Below are 21,877 nucleotides of genomic sequence, written 5' to 3'. Positions count from 1 at the left end.
CGCCTTGCATTCGGCGTGCCACGAAGGTCCGCATCTCGCGATCGGCAAGTTTTTCCCGTTCAGCGCACTCGTTAAGCTCGCAAACGGAAAAAAGAGGCCGCCCTGAGAGCGCCCTAAGCCCAATATGATCTGCCGCGAAATGTGTAGCGATTCAAACGGGACCTCTCTGGTTGATCGCGTGACGTTATTCCGGATGCGTCGCCAGCTCGTCCAGATGGTCCAGCAAATCGGCAGGGTCTTCATATACGCGGATCGCGCCTGCTCGTTGCAATTCTTCCTCTCCCACTCCGCCCGATTTCAAGCCAAGGCCCAGTGCGTGACAACGCCGCGCGCCAAGCAGGTCCCATGTGCTGTCGCCGACTACATAGACGCGCTCGATAGGCACGCCCAAACGCTCGGCCGCGGCCAAGAAGACGTCCGGCTCAGGCTTTCCCTGGCTGACTTCGTCGCCGGTCAGAACCGTCGCTTTTTCGGGGTCGATGCCTAGCTTCTCGAGGCTGGATGCTGCCGCATCGGGGCTGCCACTGGTGGCGATCGCCCAAGGAATGTTTGCCTGGCTCAACGCATCTAAAAGCGCGCGGGCGCCTGGCAAGGGTTGGATTTGCGACTCCTGTTTGCCAAATACCTCGGCTTGGCGTTCTTTCACGCGTGCGATACTTTCGGCCGTGACGTCGCCTCCCAGCTCCTTGAATAATTGCTTTGCAAACAATTCGCTGCTCATGCCAATCTTCCGATGAATCCGCGAGATTGGCAGATTAAAGCCTTCGCTGGTCAACGCTTCGCTCCATGCGATGACGTGTTGATAAACGCTGTCAATCAGCGTTCCATCGAGATCGAAAACAAATGCCGTTTTCATCGAACGCCTCCTGGCGCTTGCGCGATATTACGGGAACCTGCCAGCACCGCGAGCAGAGTCAGGCTCGCCAGGGAGAGCGCGAGGATTGGGAAAGCGCCCGCGCTGTTGACCGCAATCTCGGCGGGGCGGCCTGCCACCAGTTGCAGCCGGCGCGTGTTCATTCGCGCGCCGAGACGGCGAAGCTCGGAGGCAAGAATGTCCTCTGCCATGGGAAGCAGGATGGTTTCCTCGTCGGCTACGTGATGAATCACTTCCCGCATCAGCTCCATGACCGTGTCGTCGTACCCGGGCGTCATTGGGTCCATCGCGCGCAACTTGGCGATGTGTTCGCGCATCGCGTTGTGCTCGGGAACGCTTTTATCGATTGCAATAGCGGTCGGTTTTGCAGCGCGAAGCGCGGGGTAGAAGATTTCTTCTTCGAGTTGCGCGTGAATTTCGAGCGCTGCGCAGATGGTGTTGACGATCGCTGTTTTGCGCCAGTGAGGCGCATCGGTGCGGTATCGGTGAAAAGCCGCCAGGACGTGGGTGTGGTCCAGCTTTATCATTGTGGTAATACGGGGTGACAGCCTGAAGGATTGCAAATTCATGGTGATTCTCGCCGGTGAGCACGATTTCTGGGTATCGGTATCTCTTGCAAACGCTATGCCATCGAATGAGTCTGCTAGCCACCGATACACGTATTTCGCAGGAACCCCTTAAAGTTTCGCACCGATGCGGCCGTTAGAGATGATTCGAGCTTCTTCCACTCGTTCGGATTTCAGAAATTTCGAAGTAAAAGGTTCATGTCATGCCCCCGACTCTAGGTGCTGGTTCGTTTCCTATCCACAGTGAAAAGGTCAGTTGTACCGGATGCCGATCCGACGCGAGTGCAGGCATTGAGTTGGCTTTTGCGTTTCAACCGATTGTCGATACCGCGTCCGAAACGACCTACGCATGTGAGGCGCTCGTGCGGGGTCCCAACGGTGAGGGCGCGCACTCCGTGCTTTCCAAAATTGACGAAGGCAACAGGTACGCATTCGATCAATTATGCCGAACCACGGCTATCGCCCAGGCTGCCGCGCTAAGCCTCGACTCGTTTTTATCGATAAATTTCATGCCCAACGCGGTCTACCGTCCCGAAGCGTGTATTCAAAGCACGCTCGCGGCAGCGGAGAAGTACGGCTTTCCCATAGACCGGATCATCTTCGAGACCGTGGAAGGCGAGAATATCGTCAGCCGGCCTCATCTGGTCGACATCTTCAAAGCCTACAAGCGCTTCGGTTTTCAAACGGCGATCGATGACTTTGGCGCCGGATACTCCGGACTGACGCTTCTGGCAGATTTCCAGCCCGACCTCATCAAGCTGGATATGGAACTGGTTCGCGGCATCGACGTCGACGTTGTGCGGCAACATATTGTTCGCGGGGTAGTGGCCATTTGCCGCGATCTGGGCGTCAAGGTTATCGCGGAGGGCATTGAGTCCCATGGCGAGCGCGATTTTTTCGAAGCGCATGGCGTCACGCTGATGCAGGGATATCTCTTTGCCAAGCCTGCGATCAAAACGATTCCGGAACTCAGCGAAAATTCGTTCACGCATTAGCACGTGCGCTCACTTCATGTGCGTCTGATCTGCCCTTAGCGTGCGCACGCCGTCGAGTGCTTCCGCAAAGAGCGTCTCCACCAAAGCAGAACGATGCGCCAAGACCGCGCGCATGCTGATGGTTCCTTTGTCGGTCAATTCTCCTGCTTCCGCGCAGGGAGCGGTTTCCAGCAAGTGAAGCCAAGCGATGCGGCTGGCGCTGCCGGTGGACCCTTTGTTCAGCGTTTGCAGCAGGTCCGCGAAGTAGGCGCGCACCTGCGACGACGAATGAATGCCCGATTCGAAAGTTTCCCCAAGTGTTGCGCAGGCGACGACGTCCGGAAAAACGAGCAGACCCACCTCGCTATGGCCCATGCCGGCGGGTATCGCGTCACGGACATAGGGCGCACCGAGAGCCACCGCCCGCTCGCGTAGCGCTGTTGCATTGACGAAGACCCCGGTATTCAGCTTGAAATCGTCGGCTATGCGTCCGTCGAACAGCAGTCCGAGTTCGGGACGAACCGGGTCGTAAAAAACGGCCGCGTCGCCGCTGCAGAAGAAGCCTTCTTCATCGAAAGCGCCTGCCAGCGAATTCGCGGGGCCCGTCATGTACTGATGCATGACGTGCGGGCCGCGATATCGAAGCTCCAGCTTTCCGTGGACAGGTGCGAGCTTTACCTTGCATCCCGGCGCAGGCAGGCCGATATACCGCTCCTGCTGTACGTCGCCAATGGTAAACAGGCATGCCGGCGAGGTTTCGGTCATCCCGAGTCCCGATACCACGCGCACACGTTCGCCGCAGTACCGCTTGCTCACCTCGTCCATGCGATCGCGGACTGTCCTGGATAGTCCAGCGCCCGCGAAGAACATTAGCTTGAGCCGCGAGAAAAAGTGATGGCCCAAGCCTGCATCCACCTCGAGCGCCGCGACCAGGTCTTCCCATCCCTTGGGCACATTGAAATAGGCAGTTGGCGCGATGTCGCGAAGGTTGCGCAGCGTCTGCCCGAAACGCTCCGCTATCGGCTTTCCTTCGTCGATATACAGCGTTCCGCCGTTATACAGCGCGATGCCCACGTTGTGACTTCCGCCATAGGTATGGTGCCACGGCAGCCAGTCCACCAGCACGGGCGGCTCGATTGCGAATTGAGGAAAGGTCTGCAGCAGCATCTGCTGGTTACTGCAAAGCATGCGATGCGTGGTCGGCACGGGCTTCGGCAAGTTCGTCGAGCCGGAGGTAAAGAGGATCTTCGCAATGGTGTCCGGGCCGATACTGCCGTGAACCGTATCGATTATGGTCGGATCCACCTCGCACAACGTGTCGAAGGACAAAGACCGGCCGGTCTGTTCGCGGCTGACAACAAGTACATCGGGATGCACGGCCGCCTCGATCGCTTCGGCGTACAGTGAGTAATCGTCCGCAAACACCATGGCAGGATCGAGGAAGCCGATCGCGTTCTGCAATCTGACGAACCCATTGAGCGGCAGCGCCCAGGCGGGTGAAAGCGGCGCAACCGGGATGCCCGCGAACATTGCACCGAGCATGAGTTGCAAATGTTCGAGGCTGTTGCCCGACAGGATCACAATGGGGCGGCCGGAGGGCAGTTTCAGGTCCAGCAGACCTTGACCGATCGAACGAGCACGCTCGAGCATCAACGCATATGAAATGCCCGTCCACGATCCGGTGATGTTGCGACTGGCAGCAAGCCATCGCTCAGGATGCCGCAGCGCGCCGCCGACCAGGCAGTCGGTCAGTCGTTCGGGGTAGGGACGCAGCGGGTCGAGTGGCTCCAAATACCAGGCATCACCGATTTGCTCGATGCCTGGCGCGCCGACATGCACGGCGACGGGCCGGAATCCGGACCCCGCTGTCTCCTCACGCAGCATTGATCTGTCCGCTCGGTTTTTCATATTCGTACGTTGGTTTTGCGCCTGACACCGTGAAGCATTCACCGCGCATGCGTTCTGGCGACCGCAGACAGGGATTATTGCACTGGTCCATGGCATTCCCCCGCTAAAGGTACGGCCGTTGCTGCCGTAAATACGCCTTGAAGATTCTGATTGCCATGGACGGAGAACGCAACAAATGATCAGCGACAACGACAAGGTAGACAAGCAATTCGATACGGTTCTATTCGAAGACTTGAGCACCGCTGACAGTCAAAAGCTGGACGGGTATTCCTTTGGCCTCATTGGGTTTGGCGCGGATTACGTCGTCAGTTCGTACAACGCCGTGGAAGCCGCAAGCGCGGGCCTGAGCCCGGCGCGGGTCATCGGCAAGCATGTCTTCGAGGAAGTCGCGCCTTGTATGAACAACTTCATGATCGCCCAGCGGTTTCAGGACGAGCCTGAGCTCGACGTGATCGTTCCCTACGTCCTCACATTGCGCATGAGACCCACGCCTGTTCGCCTGAGGCTGCTTCAATCCGCTCACGGCTCGACTCGCTTCCTGCTGGTCGAGCGCAAGGCAGCAACATGACGCCGGCTGCAGCGGCCGGCTCGCTCGAGGAAGAACACGAAGCGTTGCTGTCGTTCATGTACTTGTCGCCAATCGGCATCATTCGCAGCTCGCTGACTGGTGAAGTCGACATGCTCAACCCCTTATCGGTCCAATTGCTGATGCCGCTCGCAGGGCTGCTCGGCGTCACCAACATATTTGAAAGCCTGAGCCACGTGGCGCCAGAGCTTCGTAATCTGGTGTCGAGCTTCAATGGGGAGCGTGGCCCGGTGTGCGAGGGGCATCGGATCGTGGTGACGCCCGATCGCGAGCGATCAACCGTCCTGTCCTGCAACATCCTGAAGATAAACGAAAGCACCTTGATGACGACGCTGACCGATATCTCGCGTCAGGTCGAAGCGGAGCGCCGGGCAAGGCAGAATGAGTCGTGGCTTGCGGGTATCTTTACGAGCGTGAACGACTTCGCGTTTTTTACCCTCGACGCCAACGGACACGTGGACTCCTGGAACCCGTCCATCGAGCAAATGACGGGCTATGCCGAGACCGACGTTGTCGGCCATTCACTAGATCGCTTTTACGCGTCTGACGACATCGACGCCTATCGTAGTCCGGAGCACATTGCTCTCACGCGCGAGGAAGGCTGGCACGTGCAGGAATGCTGGTGCCAAGGCAAGGATGGCCGGCGTTACGCGGCTCAGATCCTCGTTGCGGTACTTCGCGAGGACGACGGCGAATTCGCCGGTTATTCGGTTGTCCTGCGCGACGTATCGGAAAGGAAAATAAGCAGCGACGAACTCACGCGTCTTTTGACGACCGATCATCTGACCGGAGCGATGAATCGCGCCCATTTTTTCAAGGTCGCAGAGAAGGAAGTTGCGCGGTCGAAGCGCTTGGGCAAACCGCTTTCGTTCGTGATGATCGATGCGGATCACTTCAAGAAAATCAACGACACCGCAGGGCACCAGGCAGGCGATAAGGTCCTCGAAAGGATTGTCGCGGAGGCGAGGCGTTCGCTTCGCTCTATCGATGTGATTGCGCGACTCGGAGGCGAGGAATTTTGCCTGATGCTGCGCGGTACGCCGGCGGATGCTGCGGCGCTGATCGCGGAAGGCATCCGGGCCAACATCGAAGCCAGCCGGATCGATACCGCCGTGGGCGAGCAGATGGTGACCGTCAGTCTTGGTTGCGCGTCTTTATCGCACGCGTTGGCGTCGATGCACGACCTGCTCGCCGCCGCCGACAAGTCCCTTTATGCGGCGAAAGCGGCCGGCCGAAACCGGGTGGCGGGTCAGTCGTAATCGGTCATCAGCTATGCGGCGGGTACGTTGAACTTGCCCGCGTGGAAATCGACTACAGCCTGATTCAGTTCTTCCTGCGTGTTCATGACGAACGGACCGCGAGCTGCGATGGGTTCATCGATCGCTTCCGCATGACCAAAAAGCAGGATAGATTCGTCCGCGGCAGTGATCTCGAGCGTGTCACCGTCGTCGTGCAGTTCAGCCAGGTTGAACGCCGAAACCTGTTGCCCTCCGATCGCAACCTTGCCGCGAACCGCGTAAAGAAAGATCTGGCGACTCCCTACATTCTCGAATCTGACCCGGCCGCCAGCCGACATGCGGATGACGCCCATGAAGGTGCTCGTGAGCGATTCGACAGGTCCTTGCACGCCTTGCCATTCACCCGAAATCAACTGGACCTGCGCTGCACCGTCAGGCGTGCTCACCACGGGGATATCGTTCTCCTGCAAGCCGACGTAGCGAGGCAACGTCATCTTGAGGCGCGCCGGCAGGTTCAGCCATAGCTGCAGGATTTCAAGCTGGCCACCATGCTCCTTGAACGAACGCGGCGAGAGTTCCGCATGGATAAGGCCACTGCCAGCGGTCATCCACTGGACGCCGCCGGCGTCGATGACACTCTCGTGTCCACCGGTATCCGAATGCGCAAGGCTACCGTCGAGCACGAAAGTCACCGTCTCGAATCCGCGATGCGGATGTGGCCCAAACGGCAATCCGCCATTGTGCGGTGCGTACTTCTGCGGGCCGTGGTGATTCAGGAAGAGGAAGGGATTCAGATGCGGCAGTGCCGGCCCCGGCAGAGGACGGCGGGTGGTCAGGTCGGCGATATCATCGCGATGCGCGCGATGGATCGCTTTCAGCGTACGGCTGGGCATTCGATGGCTCCTTGCAGCGTCCGTGGCGAGATCCAGATCAAGCACACGTTGGACGAGAACGTTGATCAACCGACGCATGCTACCCGTGTGTGCGAGGCTCGGGTAGCGGGCAATATCGACGAGCATTGTTCTATTTTTGGAACGATTGAATTTCGCTGCTGCGCGTTAGCCCTCGGCGAGCGCCGCGCGGCGAATGAGATCCGACAGGAATTGCGTCTCTCACATTCGGTTTCATGACGTCCCCAAATGCACACTCGTCCATGGACACGACTCCGTCCGCAGATGAGTCGAATTGCTGGAACAGCTGCTGAGCATGATCGGTGCTTAGACCAACGCACTTCATCTGGGTAACGAATTCACTGACGGACTGTTTGCCGGCTTGACTGCCGTTCGCCTGAACAAACAGAAAAGTGCGTCCGCTTCGTCTACAGGTTCCCAATGCGAATGGAGCCGGGCGGTCCCGTAATCGAATCAGTCGACGATTTTCGAATCAAGCAATCAGGCCGCTTCGACTCGTTGGCCGTCGGACGGCAGTCCGGGTGCGAGCATCTCGGGAAGTTGCGAGCGTGTGGCGCCTGTACCCATCGAGACGCCTTTGACCACGTCGATGAATGCGCGCAGTGCTGCGGGCATGCGAGTGCGGCTCGGGTGATAGAGGTAGAACCCCGGGAAAAACGGAGACCACTCTTGCAGCAAGGGTACGAGACGCCCTGACCTCAATTGAGGTCCCATCCAGTCTTCCGTCCACACCGTGATGCCCAGTCCGTCCGTTGCTGCCTGAAGCGCAACCGCACAGTCGTTGACAATCAAAGTGCCTTTGACGGACACATCGAACCACTGTCCGTCCTTGGCAAATTCCCAGTCGTAGACACTGGTCTGCCCGGCGCGGCGCCAGTTGATGCACCGATGATCGTGCAGATCGTGAGGCGTGTGCGGCACACCATGCTTTTCCAGATACTCAGGGGAAGCAACCGCAATCTGGCGCAAGTCGGGACCCACGCGTACCGCAACCATGTCCTGGTCGACGTGCTCTCCAAGGCGGATACCCGCGTCAAAGCCGCGCGCAACGATATCCCCAAGGCTCTCGTCGCTCGTCAGGTCAAGCACGACGTCGGGATACCGCTGCTGAAACACACCGAGCATGGGCTGCAGCAGGTGAATGATCGCCATTTGCGGCGCGCATACGCGCAGCGTACCCGACGGTTTCTCCTGGTTCTCGGCCGCATCTTCGAGTGCCGCATCAAATTCGGCGAGAAGTGGCTGCATGCGCGCGAGCAGCCGGGCGCCGGCTTCTGTCAGGCTGGTGCTGCGCGTCGTGCGATTGAAGAGCCGCACGCCGAGCCGTTCCTCAAAACCGCGAATGGTCTGACTCAGTGCAGAAGGTGACACCGCCAATTGTCCGGCAGCGCGGGCAAACGAACCCTGTTCGGCGACCGATACAAAGGCCCGGACATCGGCAAAATCGCTTCCTCTCATTATGTATCTCCAGCTTCACAGAGTATGAAAATTATAGGTGATTGTTATGGGCGATGCGCGCAACTACATTCGAGTCCATTGCAAATGAGGCATGCGAACACCAACGCCTGAAACGTGGCGCCGGGGCCTCAGCTGAATCTCCTCGCCCGTCCTGCGACGGGCAACTTTCCCAATCATTCGCTGGAACCGAACAATGTCACTCGATAATTACCCACCGGCCACCTGGGAACACCTTCGCTCTATCACTAGGCCGCTCGAACCGGTCGACGCCCGGCAACGGATCCTTATCAAGGGCGGTTCGATCGTCAGCATGGACAAGGAAGTGGGCGATCTCACGCGCGGTGACCTCCTCATCGAAGGCGACCGAATTGCCGCGATTGCACCCTCGATCGACGCCGACGGGGCTGAAATCATCGACGCCACCGACATGATTGTCATGCCTGGTTTTGTCGACTCGCATCGCCATGCGTGGGAAGGTCAGTTGCGCCGTATCGACCCGAACTCGCCGACCCTGATGGACTATCTGCGATCGACGCACTTCTCGTTCGCGACGCACTACCGTCCGGAAGACATGTATGTCGGCAACCTCATTACGGCACTGGGCGCGATCGACTCTGGCATCACCACCATGGTCGACAATTCGCACAACGCCCGAAGCCCGGCGCACTCGGATGCCTCAGTCGATGCACTCGAAGACGCCTGCATCCGCGCGGTGTACGCGCCGGGCAAGCCGCTCGCAGGCGAATGGGCCCAGCACTGGCCGCAAGACCTCGGGCGGCTGAAACAGGAGCGCTTCGATTCGGACGACCGGCTGGTCACGATGGCCATGATGTCGCAGTGGGACCGCGAAACATGGGCAGCGGCGCGGGCGGTGGGCCTGCGCATCATCACCGAGTTCCTTGGCGAAGACATGGGCAAGCTGCTGCCGGGCCTCCAGGAAGAAGGGCTTCTCGGGCCGGACAACATTTTCAATCACTGCACGGGCCTCTCCGACGAGCAATGGGAAATCCTGCGTGAGGCTGGCGTGAACGTCGACGTCTGTCCTCGCTCGGATGCGCAGTACGGTCTGGAGGAAGGCCTGTGTGTGTACCAGCGCGCGATCGACCATGGTATTGCGCCGGCGATCAGTATCGACGTTGAGGCTTCATACGGCGGAGACATGTTTGCCGAAATGCGCGCCGCTTACTTCATGCAGCGTGCGCATGCACAGAATCGTCGTATCAAGGGTGACGAGACGGCACCCGCGGCAGTGTCGGTACGCAGCATCCTCGAGACAGCAACCATAAACGGTGCACGCGTGGCGGGCCTGGACGCAAAAACGGGATCTCTGCGCCCGGGAAAGAAGGCTGACATCGTGCTGATCCGCGCCGACGACCTGAACCTGTATCCGTCGAACAATGCCATTGGCACCATCGTTCACGCTGCGGAGCGCAGCAATGTGGACACGGTGATCGTGGGCGGCCGGGTCCGGAAGTCGGGCGGCAAACTGCTCGGACTGGATTTCCCTGCGCTCAAGCAGGCAACGGAAGCTTCCCGTGCGCATCTGTTCGCCGGCGTCGGGTACGTCCCGGACCTGTTCGCGGACGCGTCACCGAAAGTCGCGCAGGCCTGAGACCAAATGAAACGGGTATGACATGAACCTGATTTTTCTGCTCATTGCATTTTGTGCCGGCTCGGCCATTTCGGTTCAGGCGGCGGTCAACAGCCAACTCGCAGGCGGCCTTGGCGGGAACGTGGTGGCAGCGGCCCTTGTGTCGTTTTCGATTGGCACCGTGGCACTCGCGGCGATCGCCGTGAGCAAGGGAGGGCTTCTTGCAGCCGTCGCAAGCCTGCCTTCGCAACCGATCTGGCGCTTCAGCGGCGGTCTGCTTGGCGCGGCCGCCATCTTCTGCACGGTACTGCTCGCGCCACGGATTGGTCTCGCGAACATGCTGGCGCTGGTGATTGCCGGGCAATTGCTTTCATCGCTCGCGATCGACCACTTCGGACTGGTCGGCGTGGTGACCCGTCAGGTATCAACTGTCAAGCTTGCGGGAGGGCTGGTCATGCTGACAGGAGTCAGCCTGACACTCTTTGGCAACTCGCTGGTGCAGGCGCTGACGAAACACAGCTAAATGCGCATCCACCTCAATTCCATACGGAGGTATCCAATGAAACACAATCAGCATCCCGACAGCGGCACCCGATACACGCGGGGCAGCATGATCTTCGAAGAAGCACTTGGCATTCCGGCGGACGCTTTCCTCCGCTCGACGTAAAGATGGTTTGAAGCCACAGCGTGCGGGCGTGTCCCGGTTGATCTCGCATGGTGTAGAGGGGTTATATAACATCGTATTCCTAATGAATATAAAAATCTTTCAGTGAAGACTGCTGTTTGGCAATGACACGCATGACAACGCTCAAGAAACGCATTCTCGCCGGTCTGGTCACGCTTGCCGCGGCATTCTCGACGCTTGCTTTCGCGACCGAAGGCGGCGGCGACAACATCGGGCAGGGCTCGGAGGGGTTCTTTGCGGGCATGTTGCCTGGGCCGGGCTGGTATGGCGTGCTTTACACCAACTACTATCACGCGAGCCGGTTCAATGACAGCCATGGTAATTCTTCGATCCCGGGCTTCAACTTCTCGGCCGAGGTGCTAGCGGCACGACTCTTCTATATGTCGAACCTGAAATTCGCGGGTGGCAGGGCAGGCGCTTTTGCCATTGGCGATGTTGCATCGCTACAGAGCAGTTCGGCGTCTGGCAAGGACCATCGCAACGGCGTGGGCGACATCACGCTAGGCTCGACTATAGGCTGGGACTTTGGCGCGTTCCACCCGCTGCTCGCGGTTGACATTGTGCTGCCCGTTGGCGGCTATGACATGGCACGCGGCCTGAACATCGGCGGCAACTACTACTCGGTCCGCCCGATTGTCGCATTCACCTATCTGCCTGCAAACGGGATCGAAGTGTCAGCAAAAATCACGTACACGTTCAACGTGCGCAACGCGGATACTGACTACCGGTCGGGGCAGATTTTTCACTTTGATTATTCGGTGAGTCATGCGGTGACGAAAGACCTGCGTCTCGGCGTCAACGGGTACTACGTGAACCAAACAACAGACGACTACCAGCACGGCCGGCCTGTCGATGGAGACGGGTATCGCGGCCAAGTGGCCGCCATAGGTCCGGCAGCGCATTATCAGTTCAGCAAGGTCGGCGTCGACCTCAAGGTCCTGAAGGAGTTTGCCGCGCGCAATCGTACAGAGGGCACGAGCATCTGGGCAAAGCTCGTCGTGCCGTTTTGAAGCCGAACGGACACGCTGGCAGATGAATCGCGCCAGACGGCAGCGCTTTCCAAGGCTGCACGGGGGCATCATGTGCGCTAGCAGCGCTGCACAATTTGCCCCAAGGAGGTCGAGCCAATGAGCATCCGGCAGATCGCCAGAATCGCGGTCAGGCGTTCCGGCACTCGGCAATCTCGATGCGCAGCATGACTCAGTTGCGATGTTCGCCGCGACGCGTTGAACTAACGGAAGCTATCTGTTCTTCCTTGACCAGTTCAATTAACGCTCGTAGCGGGGCGGACGTGAATCTGCTCGAAAAATACAACTGAGGACCTTCGAACTCAGTCCACCAATCATGTAAGACAGGTTGCAACTCGCCGCTTTGCAGGCATGGAGCCAGCCAGTTTTCGAACGTGCCGATGATTCCTCGTCCGCCACAAGCGAGACCGATTGCTGCCGAAACGCCATCCACGCCGACGATGAGCCGTCCAGGCGGATCGACTCTTACGGTTTCGTCGCCGCGCTCGAATTGCCACGCGACGAGGGCACCACTTGAGAAACGCAGCCGTATGCACTCGTGATCCAGTAGGTCGTCCGGATGTCGCGGGGCGCCGCGCGCTGCGAGATATGAGGGTGCCGCGGCCCATGCGATTCGCTGCTGACGGGGTCCGATCGGCACAGCGATAGTGTCCTGCGCCAAATGCTCGCCGTAACGAATCCCGGCATCGCAACCGGCCGCCACAATATCGACGAGCCGGTCGTCCACCATGATTTCCACGCGGACCTCAGGATGTCTTTGCAGGAACCGGTCGATGATGGGCGGCAAGATGTCGACCATCACCGCGCCCGTCACGTTGATCTTGAGAAGGCCCCGTAGCTCGCGCTGGGAGCTTGCAGCGTCGTGCAACGCTGCGCGCGTTTCTGCCAGTAGTGGCGAAATTCGGGCGGCGAGCGCGCGCCCCGTTTCTGTCGGCGTGACGCTGCGTGTGGTGCGAATCAGCAGCGGTACACCCAACTGGGTTTCCAGCTGCACGATCCTTTCGCTGACTGTCGACGAGGACAAGCCGAGCCGGCGAGCCGCGGCCCTGAAGCCGCCGGCCTCCAGTACGGCCAGGAAAATCGACAGTAGATCCAGACTGGATTCGTCATGATTGTTCGGCATGGCGATCAGTCTATTCGGTTCCGGGCGAGTTATCAAAACCCGGCGAACGGACCTAAAGTGATTCCAGACTTTCCTGAGGATCAAAAGATGACAAGCAAAACAATCCTGATTACTGGTGCTAACAAGAGCATTGGTTACGAAACGGCTCGACAACTAGGTCATCTGGGCCACCGGATCTGGCTCGGGTGCCGCGGTATCGCACGCGGCACAGCAGCGGCGGAATCGCTGGTAGCGCAGGGTCATGACGTTCGGTTTCTTTCTATCGATGTGACCCATGACGACAGTGTGCTGGCTGCTGCTGCGCATGTGCAAGACGAGGACGGAAGGCTGGATGTGCTGATCAACAACGCCGGTATTTCAGGAATGGCGCACACGACGCCAAGCCAGCAGCCAATCAGCGACATTCGTGCCGTGTACGAGACCAATGTGTTTGGTCCAGTCCGTGTGACCCAGACGTTTTTGCCACTGCTAAAAGCCGCCGGCCACGGCGTCGTCGTCATGGTGAGCAGCGGACTTGGCTCGCTAGGCTGGCTGTCAGATCCGGATAACCAGTTCTATGGGGTCAACATTCTCGGTTACAACAGTTCCAAGTCGGCACTTAACGCAATTACCGTGGCTTTTGCAAAAGAGTTTGCGTCTTTTGGGATTCGTGTCGATGCCATCGATCCGGGCCACACCGCCACCGACTTCAACAAGCATTCCGGGTATCGCCACGTGGAACAGGCGGCGGCCGGTGTTGTCTGGTTGGCAACCCGCAACCCGTCGGGCATCTCAGGACGGTTCTACTTCGATCAGGAGCAGATTCCGTGGTGATGACCATTTGATCGTGCGCCGCGCCACCAGGCGATAACGCTAGAATTGCGGCTTTACCCCGGAATTTGCCAATGTCTTTTGCCTCGCTTGGCCTGATTGATCCCTTGCTGCGTAATGTGAAGGACCTCCATTACCAGACACCCACGCCAGTGCAGGCCCAGGCGATTCCTGCCGTGCTCAGCGGCAAGGACGTGATGGCTGCGGCACAGACCGGCACTGGCAAAACGGCGGGGTTCGCGTTGCCGCTGTTGCAACAACTGGTGCAACACGGCCCCGCGGTGTCCAGCAACCGCGCGCGTGTTCTGGTGCTGGTGCCCACGCGCGAACTGGCTGAACAAGTGCTGCAAAGCTTTATCGATTACGGCCACGGCCTCGACTTACGATTTCTTGCCGCATACGGCGGTGTGAGTATCAACCCGCAGATGATGACGTTACGCAAAGGCGTGGATGTGCTTGTCGCCACGCCCGGCCGTTTGCTGGATCTGAATCGCCAGAACGCAGTGCAGTTTGACCAGATTCAAACGCTCGTGCTGGATGAAGCCGACCGCATGCTGGATCTGGGCTTTGCGCGCGAACTCAACGCCGTCTTCGCTGCCTTGCCCGCTCGGCGCCAGACCCTGCTGTTCTCCGCTACCTTTACCGATGATATCCGCGCCATGGCCGCCGCCATCCTCCGCAGCCCGGTCAACATCAGTGTCGGCGCGCCCAATGCCACGGCCAGCAAGATCAAGCAATGGGTGGTGCCGGTCGATAAAAAGAACAAGCCTGAGCTCTTCATGCACCTTGTGGCTCAGAACAACTGGGAGCACGCACTGGTGTTCGTCAAAACCCGCAATGGCGTGGATTACCTGGCGGCCATGCTGGACGAAGCGGGTTATTCGATCGACACCATCCACGGCGATAAACCGCAACCCGCTCGCCTGCGTGCGCTCGAACGCTTCAAGACGGGCGAAGTACAGATGCTGGTAGCCACCGACGTAGCTGCGCGCGGGCTGGATATCGACGACCTGCCGCTGGTGATCAACGTCGATCTGCCGATCGTGGCTCAAGACTATGTGCACCGTATCGGCCGTACCGGTCGCGCGGGCGCAAGCGGTATGGCAGTCTCCCTTGTATGCGCCGACGAAGCGCCGCAACTGGCCGCGATTGAAGCGCTGATCCGGCAAACGCTGCGCCGTGAAGAAGAGCCGGGTTTCGAAGCCGAACACCGCGTGCCGCAAACCAGCGCGACGGGACAGATCATCAAGAAACCCAAAAAACCCAAAAAGCCGAAATTGCCGCAAGCTGTGGCGGCCGTCGTGCCGGTGCTCAGCAAAAAGCCGCGACCGCAAGGTGGCAGAAACGATCGCAAGCCTCGGGTTCAACGCGCTGTGACCGGGAGTGACAACACTAGCCTCTCCAGCGCTAACCCGTTCAACGTGCAAAAGCCACGCGGCAAAACCGTCAGCCAGCCGGTTGCGGGTTCCCATGAGTCCGCTGGCAAACCCACCGGTGGCCGCGGTAAACGCCAACCCTGATGTGAGAGGATAATTAACGCCAGCGTTGGAACCGGCTGGCATTTGCGCGAGCGAGGTCGTCTCTGGCGAATGTGTTCGCTGCTCACACGAAACCTTCATCTGATCGGCTAGTCGCGAACTGCCGCTTCAGATCTGAAGTATAAGTTTATGCTTCATATCGCATCCCCTATTTGCCTCGCCAAATGCAAAGGCTAACCTGAGTTTTTTGCCAGAACCATTCGGCATTTTCGACAGGAGTTGCACAATGGAATATGTGAAACTTGGCCGCACAGGTCTCGATGTGTCACGTTTGTGCCTTGGCTGCATGAGCTATGGTGTGCCTGACCGCGGCCCGCATCCATGGTCGCTTGACAACGACGCTGCACGCCCTTTCATCAAACAAGCGCTTGATCTCGGCATCAACTTCTTCGATACGGCTAACGTCTATTCGGACGGCACCAGCGAAGAGATCGTGGGCCGCGCCCTCAAGGATTTCGCAAGCCGCGACGAGATCGTGCTCGCCACTAAGGTCCACGGCCGGATGCGTCCGGGACCGAACGGCGCGGGGTTGTCGCGCAAGGCGATCATGGCGGAAATCGACGCGAGCCTGAGGCGCCTCGGCACTGACTACGTCGATCTGTATCAGATCCACCGCTGGGATGACACCACGCCGATCGAAGAAACAATGGAGGCTTTGCACGATGTCGTCAAAGCTGGCAAAGCGCGTTATATCGGTGCCTCGACCATGTATGCGTGGCAATTTTCCAACGCGCTGCATGTCTCCGAACGCCATGGCTGGACCCGCTTTGTAACGATGCAGAACTACGTGAACCTGCTGTATCGGGAAGAAGAACGCGAGATGTTGCCGCTGTGTGAAAGCGAAGGTATCGGCGTGATACCGTGGAGTCCGCTCGCACGGGGCCGTCTGACGCGTGACTGGAACAGCAGCAGCGCACGCTCGGAGACCGACGAATTCGGCCGCACCCTGTATGCCGCGACCGAAGAGGCAGACCGTCAGATCGTCGAACGGGTGAGCGAGATTGCGACGAAGCGAGGCGTGCCGCGGGCGCAGGTCGCGCTTGCGTGGGTGCTGCAGAAGAAACCGGTCACGGCGCCAATTGTTGGCGCGACCAAGCTGCACCATCTGAGCGATGCGGTCGCGGCCGTCTCGCTTAAATTGACTACGGACGAAATCCAGCTGCTCGAAGAGCGCTATGTGCCGCATGCGGTGACGGGTTTCAAATAGACAGTCCTGCTAGCGCTTGCCATCGGCTCGCTGCGCCTCTCAGCAGCTTGCAGGATGCTGAGCTGACCAAGGATTTCATCAGGGACGCGGTTGAAGTCCACGAATCGCTCGATTCAGGACTTCCTGGTTGTAGCAAGCCCTGAATTGCTGATTGGCCGGCCGCGAAGACGATGCTTGCCGGCTTACTGCTTGAACTTGGCAGGCACTTGCGTCATGTCGATCTTGACGATCTCGCCGAAGTCCTGGGTCTTGCCATCTGGCAGGAACTTCTCGCTGGGCGGGAAGGGGTTCGAGGCCGTGGCCATTGATACCGTGCTCGGCTCGTCCGTGATGCCGAAGTCCGAGTCGTTCGACAGGTAGATCTTGGTCGGATCCGCCGGATCGATCGCCACCCCCTCGACCTTGTCGTGGCCAAAGTACATGCCCTTCGGATCGATGGCAGTGAAGAGCGCGGCATAGTTGAGGAACATTGCCTCGGTGCCGACCGTGATGCCGGCCTTGCTCAGCGCTTGCACAGCGGCAGGCGCGTCAACCGTGCCCGCAAGGTCTTCGATGGTCTTGCCACCCACCGTGAGGCCATTGGTCGAATTGTAGATTACCGCTCCGCCGGCGATGGTGGTGCCTATGAGAGGGGATTTCGGGCCGACATCAGTGGCCTGGCTCAGGTCGAGTTTCCACAGGTTCTTGTCGGCTTTGGCCTTGCCGCTCGCCGTGCCGTCGCTGGTGCCCTCGAAGTTACCGTCCCGCTCGTCAACGATGAACGTGCCGTCTGTGAGCGCCGTGATCTCGCTCACGGCCTGACCCTCGGGATTGCCTGCGCCGTTGGTGTGCAGGGAATACAAATATTCGTGCACGTCGGTTATCGGGTCGGCTAGGGAGACTTTGACGACGCGTGTGATTGCACCCTTGCCGGAGGCGACCGCTGCCGAGCCATTCTTGTCCAATGGTGACTGCATGATGCCAACGAGGTACTTGCCGTCAGGCGTGAGGGTGAGACCTTCCATGCCCTTGTTCGGCTTGCGTTTCTTCAGTTCGCCGGGCAGCGGCAGGTTGTTGCCCGACGAGGCGGTGGAGTAGGGGTTGAGCCGGGAGATCTCCTTGCCGTTCGCGTCGAAGTGAACAATATAGGGTCCATACTCGTCGGAGACCCAGAAGGTGCCGTCGGGCATGGCCACGAGGCCTTCGGGATCGAGCCCGGCCACGCTTGGGGGCAGCGCGTTGCCGTTCAAGTCGTAGATGATCTCGGCAGTGGTTGCCTCGGGATTGACGCGGCCATTCATTGGCGTGCCGTCAGCCAGTGAAAGACCGATGACCCTGGAAACGTCAGCCTTGCCGTTGACGAGTTGAAACAGGGCGATTGCCGGTTGGAATGCCAGATCCGGCTCGATCTTGTTGGTGCCGTCGGGCGCGGTGACGTTGGGACCGCGATCTGTCATGCCGTAGAAATAGCCGGCCCGGTTGGGGGCGGGCGTCAATGCCGAGCCGTAGCCCGTGCCGACGATGGGCACGTTACCCCAACTTGTATACGGAGCAATGGATTGGCTGAAAAGCTGGGTACCTTGCTGAGTGCTGGCGGAACTTGCGGGCGCATCATCGCCGCCGCAGGCGCTGAGCGCCAATATTAACGTCAGGCCCACACACGTCTTATTGTTGAACATCGCCCCGTCTCCTTTTTTTGTCGAGCTGCTGGAAAACGTAAAGCTTATATTTGGTAAATGAAAAGTTTGTGGCAGGAGAAAAAAATACGGGTGTCGGTCCAGCAAACGGATTGACGCATCGAATTGCGTGGACTGCGGTCAGTTCCGCGCCGTATGAAAGGTGATCGCGTAGCCATCCGGATCGCCGGCGACAAAGAAGCGGCCGAAGGGGCCGTCGGCAAGCGGGCTTGGGATCACACCGCCCCGCCCTGCAACGAGGTCGTGCAGCGCATCAGCGTCGGTGCAGGCGATCCAGAGGACCATGCCAACACCAAGTGGCCCCGCTTCGGGAAGCGCGCGCAGGGGCGCTCGCAGCGCCAACCGGACGGGGTCGGTCTTGAAAATGATCGCTCCAGGAGGACAGTGCGTCGAGGCTTCAAAACCGAAAGTTTCGACGTAGGACTTGCGGGACGCAACGAGGTCGCGCACCTGCAAGGCGATGAAGTCGGGGCCGATTGGCTGACTGCAATCAGTCTTTCACGACCGACCGTTTCGGCTCATATGTCTGACGGTGAAGGAAGTCGACGCCGAGTCTGCAACTCTCGGATTCCTGAGCGAAACGCATCATCTGCACGATCCGGTGTTGCATCAGTCGAGTTCAGTGACGGTCGGTTCGTCTAAAGGGACGAAGGTATGCGTTGTGGTCTCGGCGACCAAGCCGCATTGACCCTGCGAACGACAGTCAGGTCGGACAACCTCCCGCCCGGCTGAAACTGATGTTCTCGGATGTCTCCTGGTTTGATTACAACCATGATTGCGCGAACGACGGCATCATCGTGTCGTGTGCGGTTTCAATCGATGACGGATTCGTTCGCTTCGAATGCGACGAATGTGACAGTGATTCAACTCACTTGTCCGTATCCAGCAACATCCCGGCAGTGATCACGGTGCAGTATTCCGGGTCGAGATTGGCAAGCGACATCGCGTGTACGTCGTCCGCGCTTCTCAAGGTGCCATTCCAGTCCCTTCGATCAAACGTAAAGCAGCCATCGGCTACGAGGTAGGTTGTGAAGCCTAGGTTGCCGGCCATGCGAACCGTCGCCTCTACAGAATTATTGGTGATGACGCCCGCTACCACTAGCGTGTCATGGTCTTGAGCGCGAAGCCGCGCTTCCAGATTTGTACCTAGAAACGCATTGTTGGTCGATTTCGGGATCACCGGCTCGCCGGCGACGGGAGTGGCCTCAGGCTTGAAGTCATGCCCGCTCTGCCCGGGTCGATAATGCGAGCCAGGTTCGGTGGAGTCGTGCCGAATGTGCCATACCGGCCAGCCGTTACTCCGCCAGTGCTGAAGCAAACGTGCAATCTGAACTTCCGCAAGCGGATTGTTTCTCTGCCCCCAGCTTGGGTGGTCTATTGCTTTCTGAAGATCCACCAGCAAGAGGAGGGCACCGGCCGGGCGTTGTAAGGCAGTCATTTTGAATTCGGCGTAAGCGGTTGTTGTCGTGGTGCGATCCGATCCTATTCGGACTTTACTGCACGTTGGTCGCGAGCCGGGTTTTCGTTGTCTGATCGGCCCGGTTCGGCCACGAGGCGTCACCCGCCCGCACCGCTGTTCGGCCAATCAGGTGTCGGTTCCACCCTGATTGCGGCCCACTTCGACGAGGGGGTTCCGCTTGTCGGATTTACTGACAGCCTTCTAATACTGATTGATTGCTGAATGTAGAGCTAATTCCGACCACGCAGTCCGTGCGCAGCATACGGGAAGAATCGTATATAAACGCGGCCAATGTCCTTGCTTCCCGCCTTGCCTTTCTTGAGGAGCAAGGAATTCTCTCGCGGGCGCCCAGCCCCGACGACAGGCGCCGTGACTTCTACAAGCTGACAGAGAAGGGGCTGGACCTCATTCCCATCGTGTTCAACATAGTCATTTGGAGTGCGAAGCACGATTCGAAATCGTACGTGCGACGCTGCAAGGAGTTCATCGCTCGATTGAATCGAAACCCCATGGAAGTGAGCGAGGAGGTAAAAGCGCTGGTCCGTGAAGGCGGATGCCTCTTTCCTGAGAGCAAGGAGTGAGCAGTACGGCAAGCACGACCTGTCACGTCGCACGAACGATGTGCACACACCACCGGCTACGACACCTTCAGCGCTTCGAGTCCTCCTCGACGTCCACAGGATTGAAGGAACCGCCGACTACATTGCGCCCCTTCAACAACCCGCAGCCGCAACAGTGATCGAACCCTCTCCCCGATAGCTAGCACCGCTCGGATGGTCGTGCACTTATTAATCCCTGCTCTTTACACGTAAATGACCGTTGTGGCGCGCGCCGACCGTTCGTTCGTGGCCCGCAGCCCAAACGCCCATTGCGCCAGTGCCCACCTTGCTTTGTGGCCGGCAGGCGCCGCAAAACGCAAGCGGCTCTTCACTCGTACCGCCAGAAAAGAGACCGCCCTGTACGTCGGTCGGCTATCATGCGTGTCCTCTTCGAAGTAACTCCTTATGATTTCCGTCCGTAATGTCACCCTGCGCCGCGGCGTCAATGTCGTACTCGACAGCGCGTCCGTCACCTTCACTCCCGGCGAAAAGATTGGCCTTGTCGGCCGCAATGGTGCCGGCAAGTCGTCATTCTTCGGCCTTCTCAACGGCACGCTGCACGAAGACGGCGGCGAGTTCTCGATTCCTGCTACGTGGAAGATGGGCCAGGTCGCGCAGGAGATGCCGGAGACCGAGCAGAGTGCGACGGACTTCGTAGTCGACGGTGACACTGTGCTACTGGCCGCGCAGGCCGAAGTGGCGGCCGCCGAGGCGAGCGACGATGGCATGCGCATGGCGCACGCCTACATGGAGCTGCACGATGCTGGCGCACACGATGCCCCCGCACGGGCCGAAGCGCTGATCCAGGGCTTGGGCTTCAGCGCTGCGCAGCTTAGCCAGCCGGTCAACAGTTTCTCCGGCGGCTGGCGCATGCGACTGCAACTGGCGCGCGCGCTCATGTGCCCGTCCGACTTGCTGTTGCTCGACGAACCGACCAATCACCTCGACCTCGACGCACTGGTCTGGCTGGAAGCGTGGCTCAAGCGCTACCAGGGAACCATGGTCGTGATCAGCCACGATCGCGAATTCCTCGACGCGGTGACGCAGGTGACGGTGCACGTCGACAACGCCAAGCTCGTGCGTTATGGCGGCAACTACAGCAAGTTCGAAGAGATGCGCGCCGAGCAGATGTTGCTGCAGCAGGCCTCGATGGCCAAGCAGGCAGACAAGATCGCCCACCTGCAGAAGTTCATCGACCGTTTCAAGGCCACGGCCTCGAAGGCGAAGCAGGCGCAGAGCCGGGTCAAGGCGCTCGAACGCATGGAAAAGATCGCCCCGGTGCTTGCCGATGCGGAGTTCACCTTCGAGTTCAAGGAGCCGCTCAACGTCCCGAACCCGCTGTTGTCGATGCTGGACGCAAGCTTCGGCTATCCGGCGCCAAGCGACGCGACGCCGGGCACGCCGCCGACGGTCATCGTGCGGGGCATCAACCGGTCCGTGCTGGCCGGGCAGCGCATCGGCATTCTCGGTGCCAACGGCCAGGGCAAGTCCACGCTGGTGAAAACGGTGGCGCACGAGCTGGCGCCTATTGCGGGCGAAATCAGCGAAGGCAAGGGCCTTAACATCGGGTACTTCGCTCAGCAGGAGCTCGACGTGCTGCGTCCTCTCGACACGCCGCTGGAACACATGATCCGCCTCGCCAAGGA

20 protein-coding genes are annotated in these 21,877 nt (G+C 59.3%); 11 read left to right on the top strand and 9 right to left on the bottom strand.

Features of this window, described 5'->3' with window-relative positions; translation table 11 throughout:
* Positions 1 to 184: 184 nt before the first annotated feature.
* Positions 185 to 856: an HAD-IA family hydrolase gene (locus ACFFAR_RS00100; RefSeq protein WP_174362282.1), complete on the bottom strand. Its 672-nt coding sequence runs from the start codon at positions 854 to 856 to the stop codon at positions 185 to 187.
* The gene (locus tag ACFFAR_RS00095; RefSeq protein ID WP_375507366.1) at positions 853 to 1,401 is read right to left on the bottom strand and encodes a hemerythrin domain-containing protein; all 549 of its coding nucleotides are present in this window, start codon (positions 1,399 to 1,401) and stop codon (positions 853 to 855) included. The genes ACFFAR_RS00100 and ACFFAR_RS00095 overlap by 4 nt, the downstream gene beginning before the upstream one ends.
* A 242-nt stretch (positions 1,402 to 1,643) precedes the next feature.
* Between ACFFAR_RS00095 and ACFFAR_RS00090 the strand changes: the two genes are divergently transcribed.
* Positions 1,644 to 2,435, top strand: coding sequence for an EAL domain-containing protein (locus tag ACFFAR_RS00090; RefSeq protein ID WP_174362284.1), 792 nt, complete (start codon positions 1,644 to 1,646; stop codon positions 2,433 to 2,435).
* Between the two features lie 9 nt (positions 2,436 to 2,444).
* On the opposite strand, the gene ACFFAR_RS00085 is transcribed toward ACFFAR_RS00090, so the two are convergent.
* Entirely contained in the window at positions 2,445 to 4,298 is a 1,854-nt protein-coding gene (locus tag ACFFAR_RS00085) for a feruloyl-CoA synthase (protein ID WP_375507365.1), read from the bottom strand.
* Between the two features lie 199 nt (positions 4,299 to 4,497).
* On the opposite strand from ACFFAR_RS00085, the gene ACFFAR_RS00080 reads away from it, so the two are divergent.
* Positions 4,498 to 4,890, top strand: a complete 393-nt coding sequence (locus ACFFAR_RS00080; RefSeq protein ID WP_062001940.1) for a hypothetical protein — start codon at positions 4,498 to 4,500, stop codon at positions 4,888 to 4,890.
* A complete protein-coding gene (locus tag ACFFAR_RS00075) occupies positions 4,887 to 6,167 on the top strand; it encodes a diguanylate cyclase (RefSeq protein WP_375507364.1) in 1,281 nt (426 codons plus the stop codon). The genes ACFFAR_RS00080 and ACFFAR_RS00075 overlap by 4 nt, the downstream gene beginning before the upstream one ends.
* Positions 6,168 to 6,178: 11 nt before the next feature.
* Here the strand turns inward: ACFFAR_RS00075 and ACFFAR_RS00070 are convergent, their stop codons facing one another.
* Together ACFFAR_RS00070 and ACFFAR_RS00065 are read right to left on the bottom strand one after the other, a co-directional pair.
* Positions 6,179 to 7,039 carry a pirin family protein gene (locus tag ACFFAR_RS00070; RefSeq protein WP_174362408.1) on the bottom strand — a complete coding sequence of 287 codons (861 nt, stop codon included), beginning with the start codon at positions 7,037 to 7,039 and terminating at the stop codon, positions 6,179 to 6,181.
* 498 nt (positions 7,040 to 7,537) lie between these two features.
* Positions 7,538 to 8,515 (bottom strand): LysR substrate-binding domain-containing protein, encoded by a 978-nt coding sequence (locus ACFFAR_RS00065; RefSeq protein WP_174362409.1) that lies wholly within the window; start codon positions 8,513 to 8,515, stop codon positions 7,538 to 7,540.
* A gap of 193 nt (positions 8,516 to 8,708) precedes the next feature.
* Between ACFFAR_RS00065 and ACFFAR_RS00060 the strand changes: the two genes are divergently transcribed.
* The 3 genes from ACFFAR_RS00060 to ACFFAR_RS00050 all read left to right on the top strand — a co-directional run bounded on the left by ACFFAR_RS00060 (position 8,709) and on the right by ACFFAR_RS00050 (position 11,801).
* The gene (locus ACFFAR_RS00060; RefSeq protein ID WP_174362410.1) at positions 8,709 to 10,127 is read left to right on the top strand and encodes an amidohydrolase family protein; all 1,419 of its coding nucleotides are present in this window, start codon (positions 8,709 to 8,711) and stop codon (positions 10,125 to 10,127) included.
* A gap of 22 nt (positions 10,128 to 10,149) precedes the next feature.
* Positions 10,150 to 10,629, top strand: a complete 480-nt coding sequence (locus tag ACFFAR_RS00055) for a DMT family transporter (RefSeq protein ID WP_086382642.1) — start codon at positions 10,150 to 10,152, stop codon at positions 10,627 to 10,629.
* Positions 10,630 to 10,895: 266 nt separating this feature from the next.
* Entirely contained in the window at positions 10,896 to 11,801 is a 906-nt protein-coding gene (locus ACFFAR_RS00050; protein WP_375507363.1) for a transporter, read from the top strand.
* A gap of 190 nt (positions 11,802 to 11,991) precedes the next feature.
* On the opposite strand, the gene ACFFAR_RS00045 is transcribed toward ACFFAR_RS00050, so the two are convergent.
* Entirely contained in the window at positions 11,992 to 13,026 is a 1,035-nt protein-coding gene (locus tag ACFFAR_RS00045; protein ID WP_375507362.1) for a LysR family transcriptional regulator, read from the bottom strand.
* 3 nt (positions 13,027 to 13,029) lie between these two features.
* Between ACFFAR_RS00045 and ACFFAR_RS00040 the strand changes: the two genes are divergently transcribed.
* From ACFFAR_RS00040 to ACFFAR_RS00030, 3 genes are all read left to right on the top strand, one after another.
* A complete protein-coding gene (locus ACFFAR_RS00040; protein WP_174362411.1) occupies positions 13,030 to 13,755 on the top strand; it encodes an SDR family NAD(P)-dependent oxidoreductase in 726 nt (241 codons plus the stop codon).
* Positions 13,756 to 13,826: 71 nt separating this feature from the next.
* On the top strand, positions 13,827 to 15,272 hold the full coding sequence (locus ACFFAR_RS00035) for a DEAD/DEAH box helicase (protein WP_375507361.1): 1,446 nt from the start codon (positions 13,827 to 13,829) through the stop codon (positions 15,270 to 15,272).
* Between the two features lie 244 nt (positions 15,273 to 15,516).
* Positions 15,517 to 16,497, top strand: coding sequence for an aldo/keto reductase (locus ACFFAR_RS00030; protein WP_174362413.1), 981 nt, complete (start codon positions 15,517 to 15,519; stop codon positions 16,495 to 16,497).
* A 182-nt stretch (positions 16,498 to 16,679) separates the two neighbouring features.
* Here ACFFAR_RS00030 and ACFFAR_RS00025 read toward each other — a convergent pair whose 3' ends face one another.
* From ACFFAR_RS00025 to ACFFAR_RS00015, 3 genes are all read right to left on the bottom strand, one after another.
* The gene (locus ACFFAR_RS00025) at positions 16,680 to 18,155 is read right to left on the bottom strand and encodes an esterase-like activity of phytase family protein (RefSeq protein WP_174362414.1); all 1,476 of its coding nucleotides are present in this window, start codon (positions 18,153 to 18,155) and stop codon (positions 16,680 to 16,682) included.
* A 138-nt stretch (positions 18,156 to 18,293) separates the two neighbouring features.
* Entirely contained in the window at positions 18,294 to 18,629 is a 336-nt protein-coding gene (locus ACFFAR_RS00020) for a VOC family protein (protein WP_375507360.1), read from the bottom strand.
* A 412-nt stretch (positions 18,630 to 19,041) separates the two neighbouring features.
* Entirely contained in the window at positions 19,042 to 19,611 is a 570-nt protein-coding gene (locus tag ACFFAR_RS00015) for a cysteine hydrolase family protein (RefSeq protein ID WP_062001931.1), read from the bottom strand.
* Positions 19,612 to 19,865: 254 nt separating this feature from the next.
* On the opposite strand from ACFFAR_RS00015, the gene ACFFAR_RS00010 reads away from it, so the two are divergent.
* Both ACFFAR_RS00010 and ACFFAR_RS00005 read left to right on the top strand, forming a co-directional pair.
* Positions 19,866 to 20,213: a winged helix-turn-helix transcriptional regulator gene (locus tag ACFFAR_RS00010; protein WP_375507371.1), complete on the top strand. Its 348-nt coding sequence runs from the start codon at positions 19,866 to 19,868 to the stop codon at positions 20,211 to 20,213.
* 423 nt (positions 20,214 to 20,636) lie between these two features.
* Positions 20,637 to 21,877, top strand: a 1,241-nt coding sequence (locus ACFFAR_RS00005; RefSeq protein WP_174362416.1) for an ATP-binding cassette domain-containing protein, incomplete at its 3' end; no start/stop codon positions are given.

Source organism: uncultured Caballeronia sp. (genome assembly GCF_964243625.1).
Lineage (GTDB): Bacteria > Pseudomonadota > Gammaproteobacteria > Burkholderiales > Burkholderiaceae > Caballeronia.
Note: the sequence above shows the minus strand (reverse complement) of the source record. Positions and strands in the feature narration are given on the sequence as shown.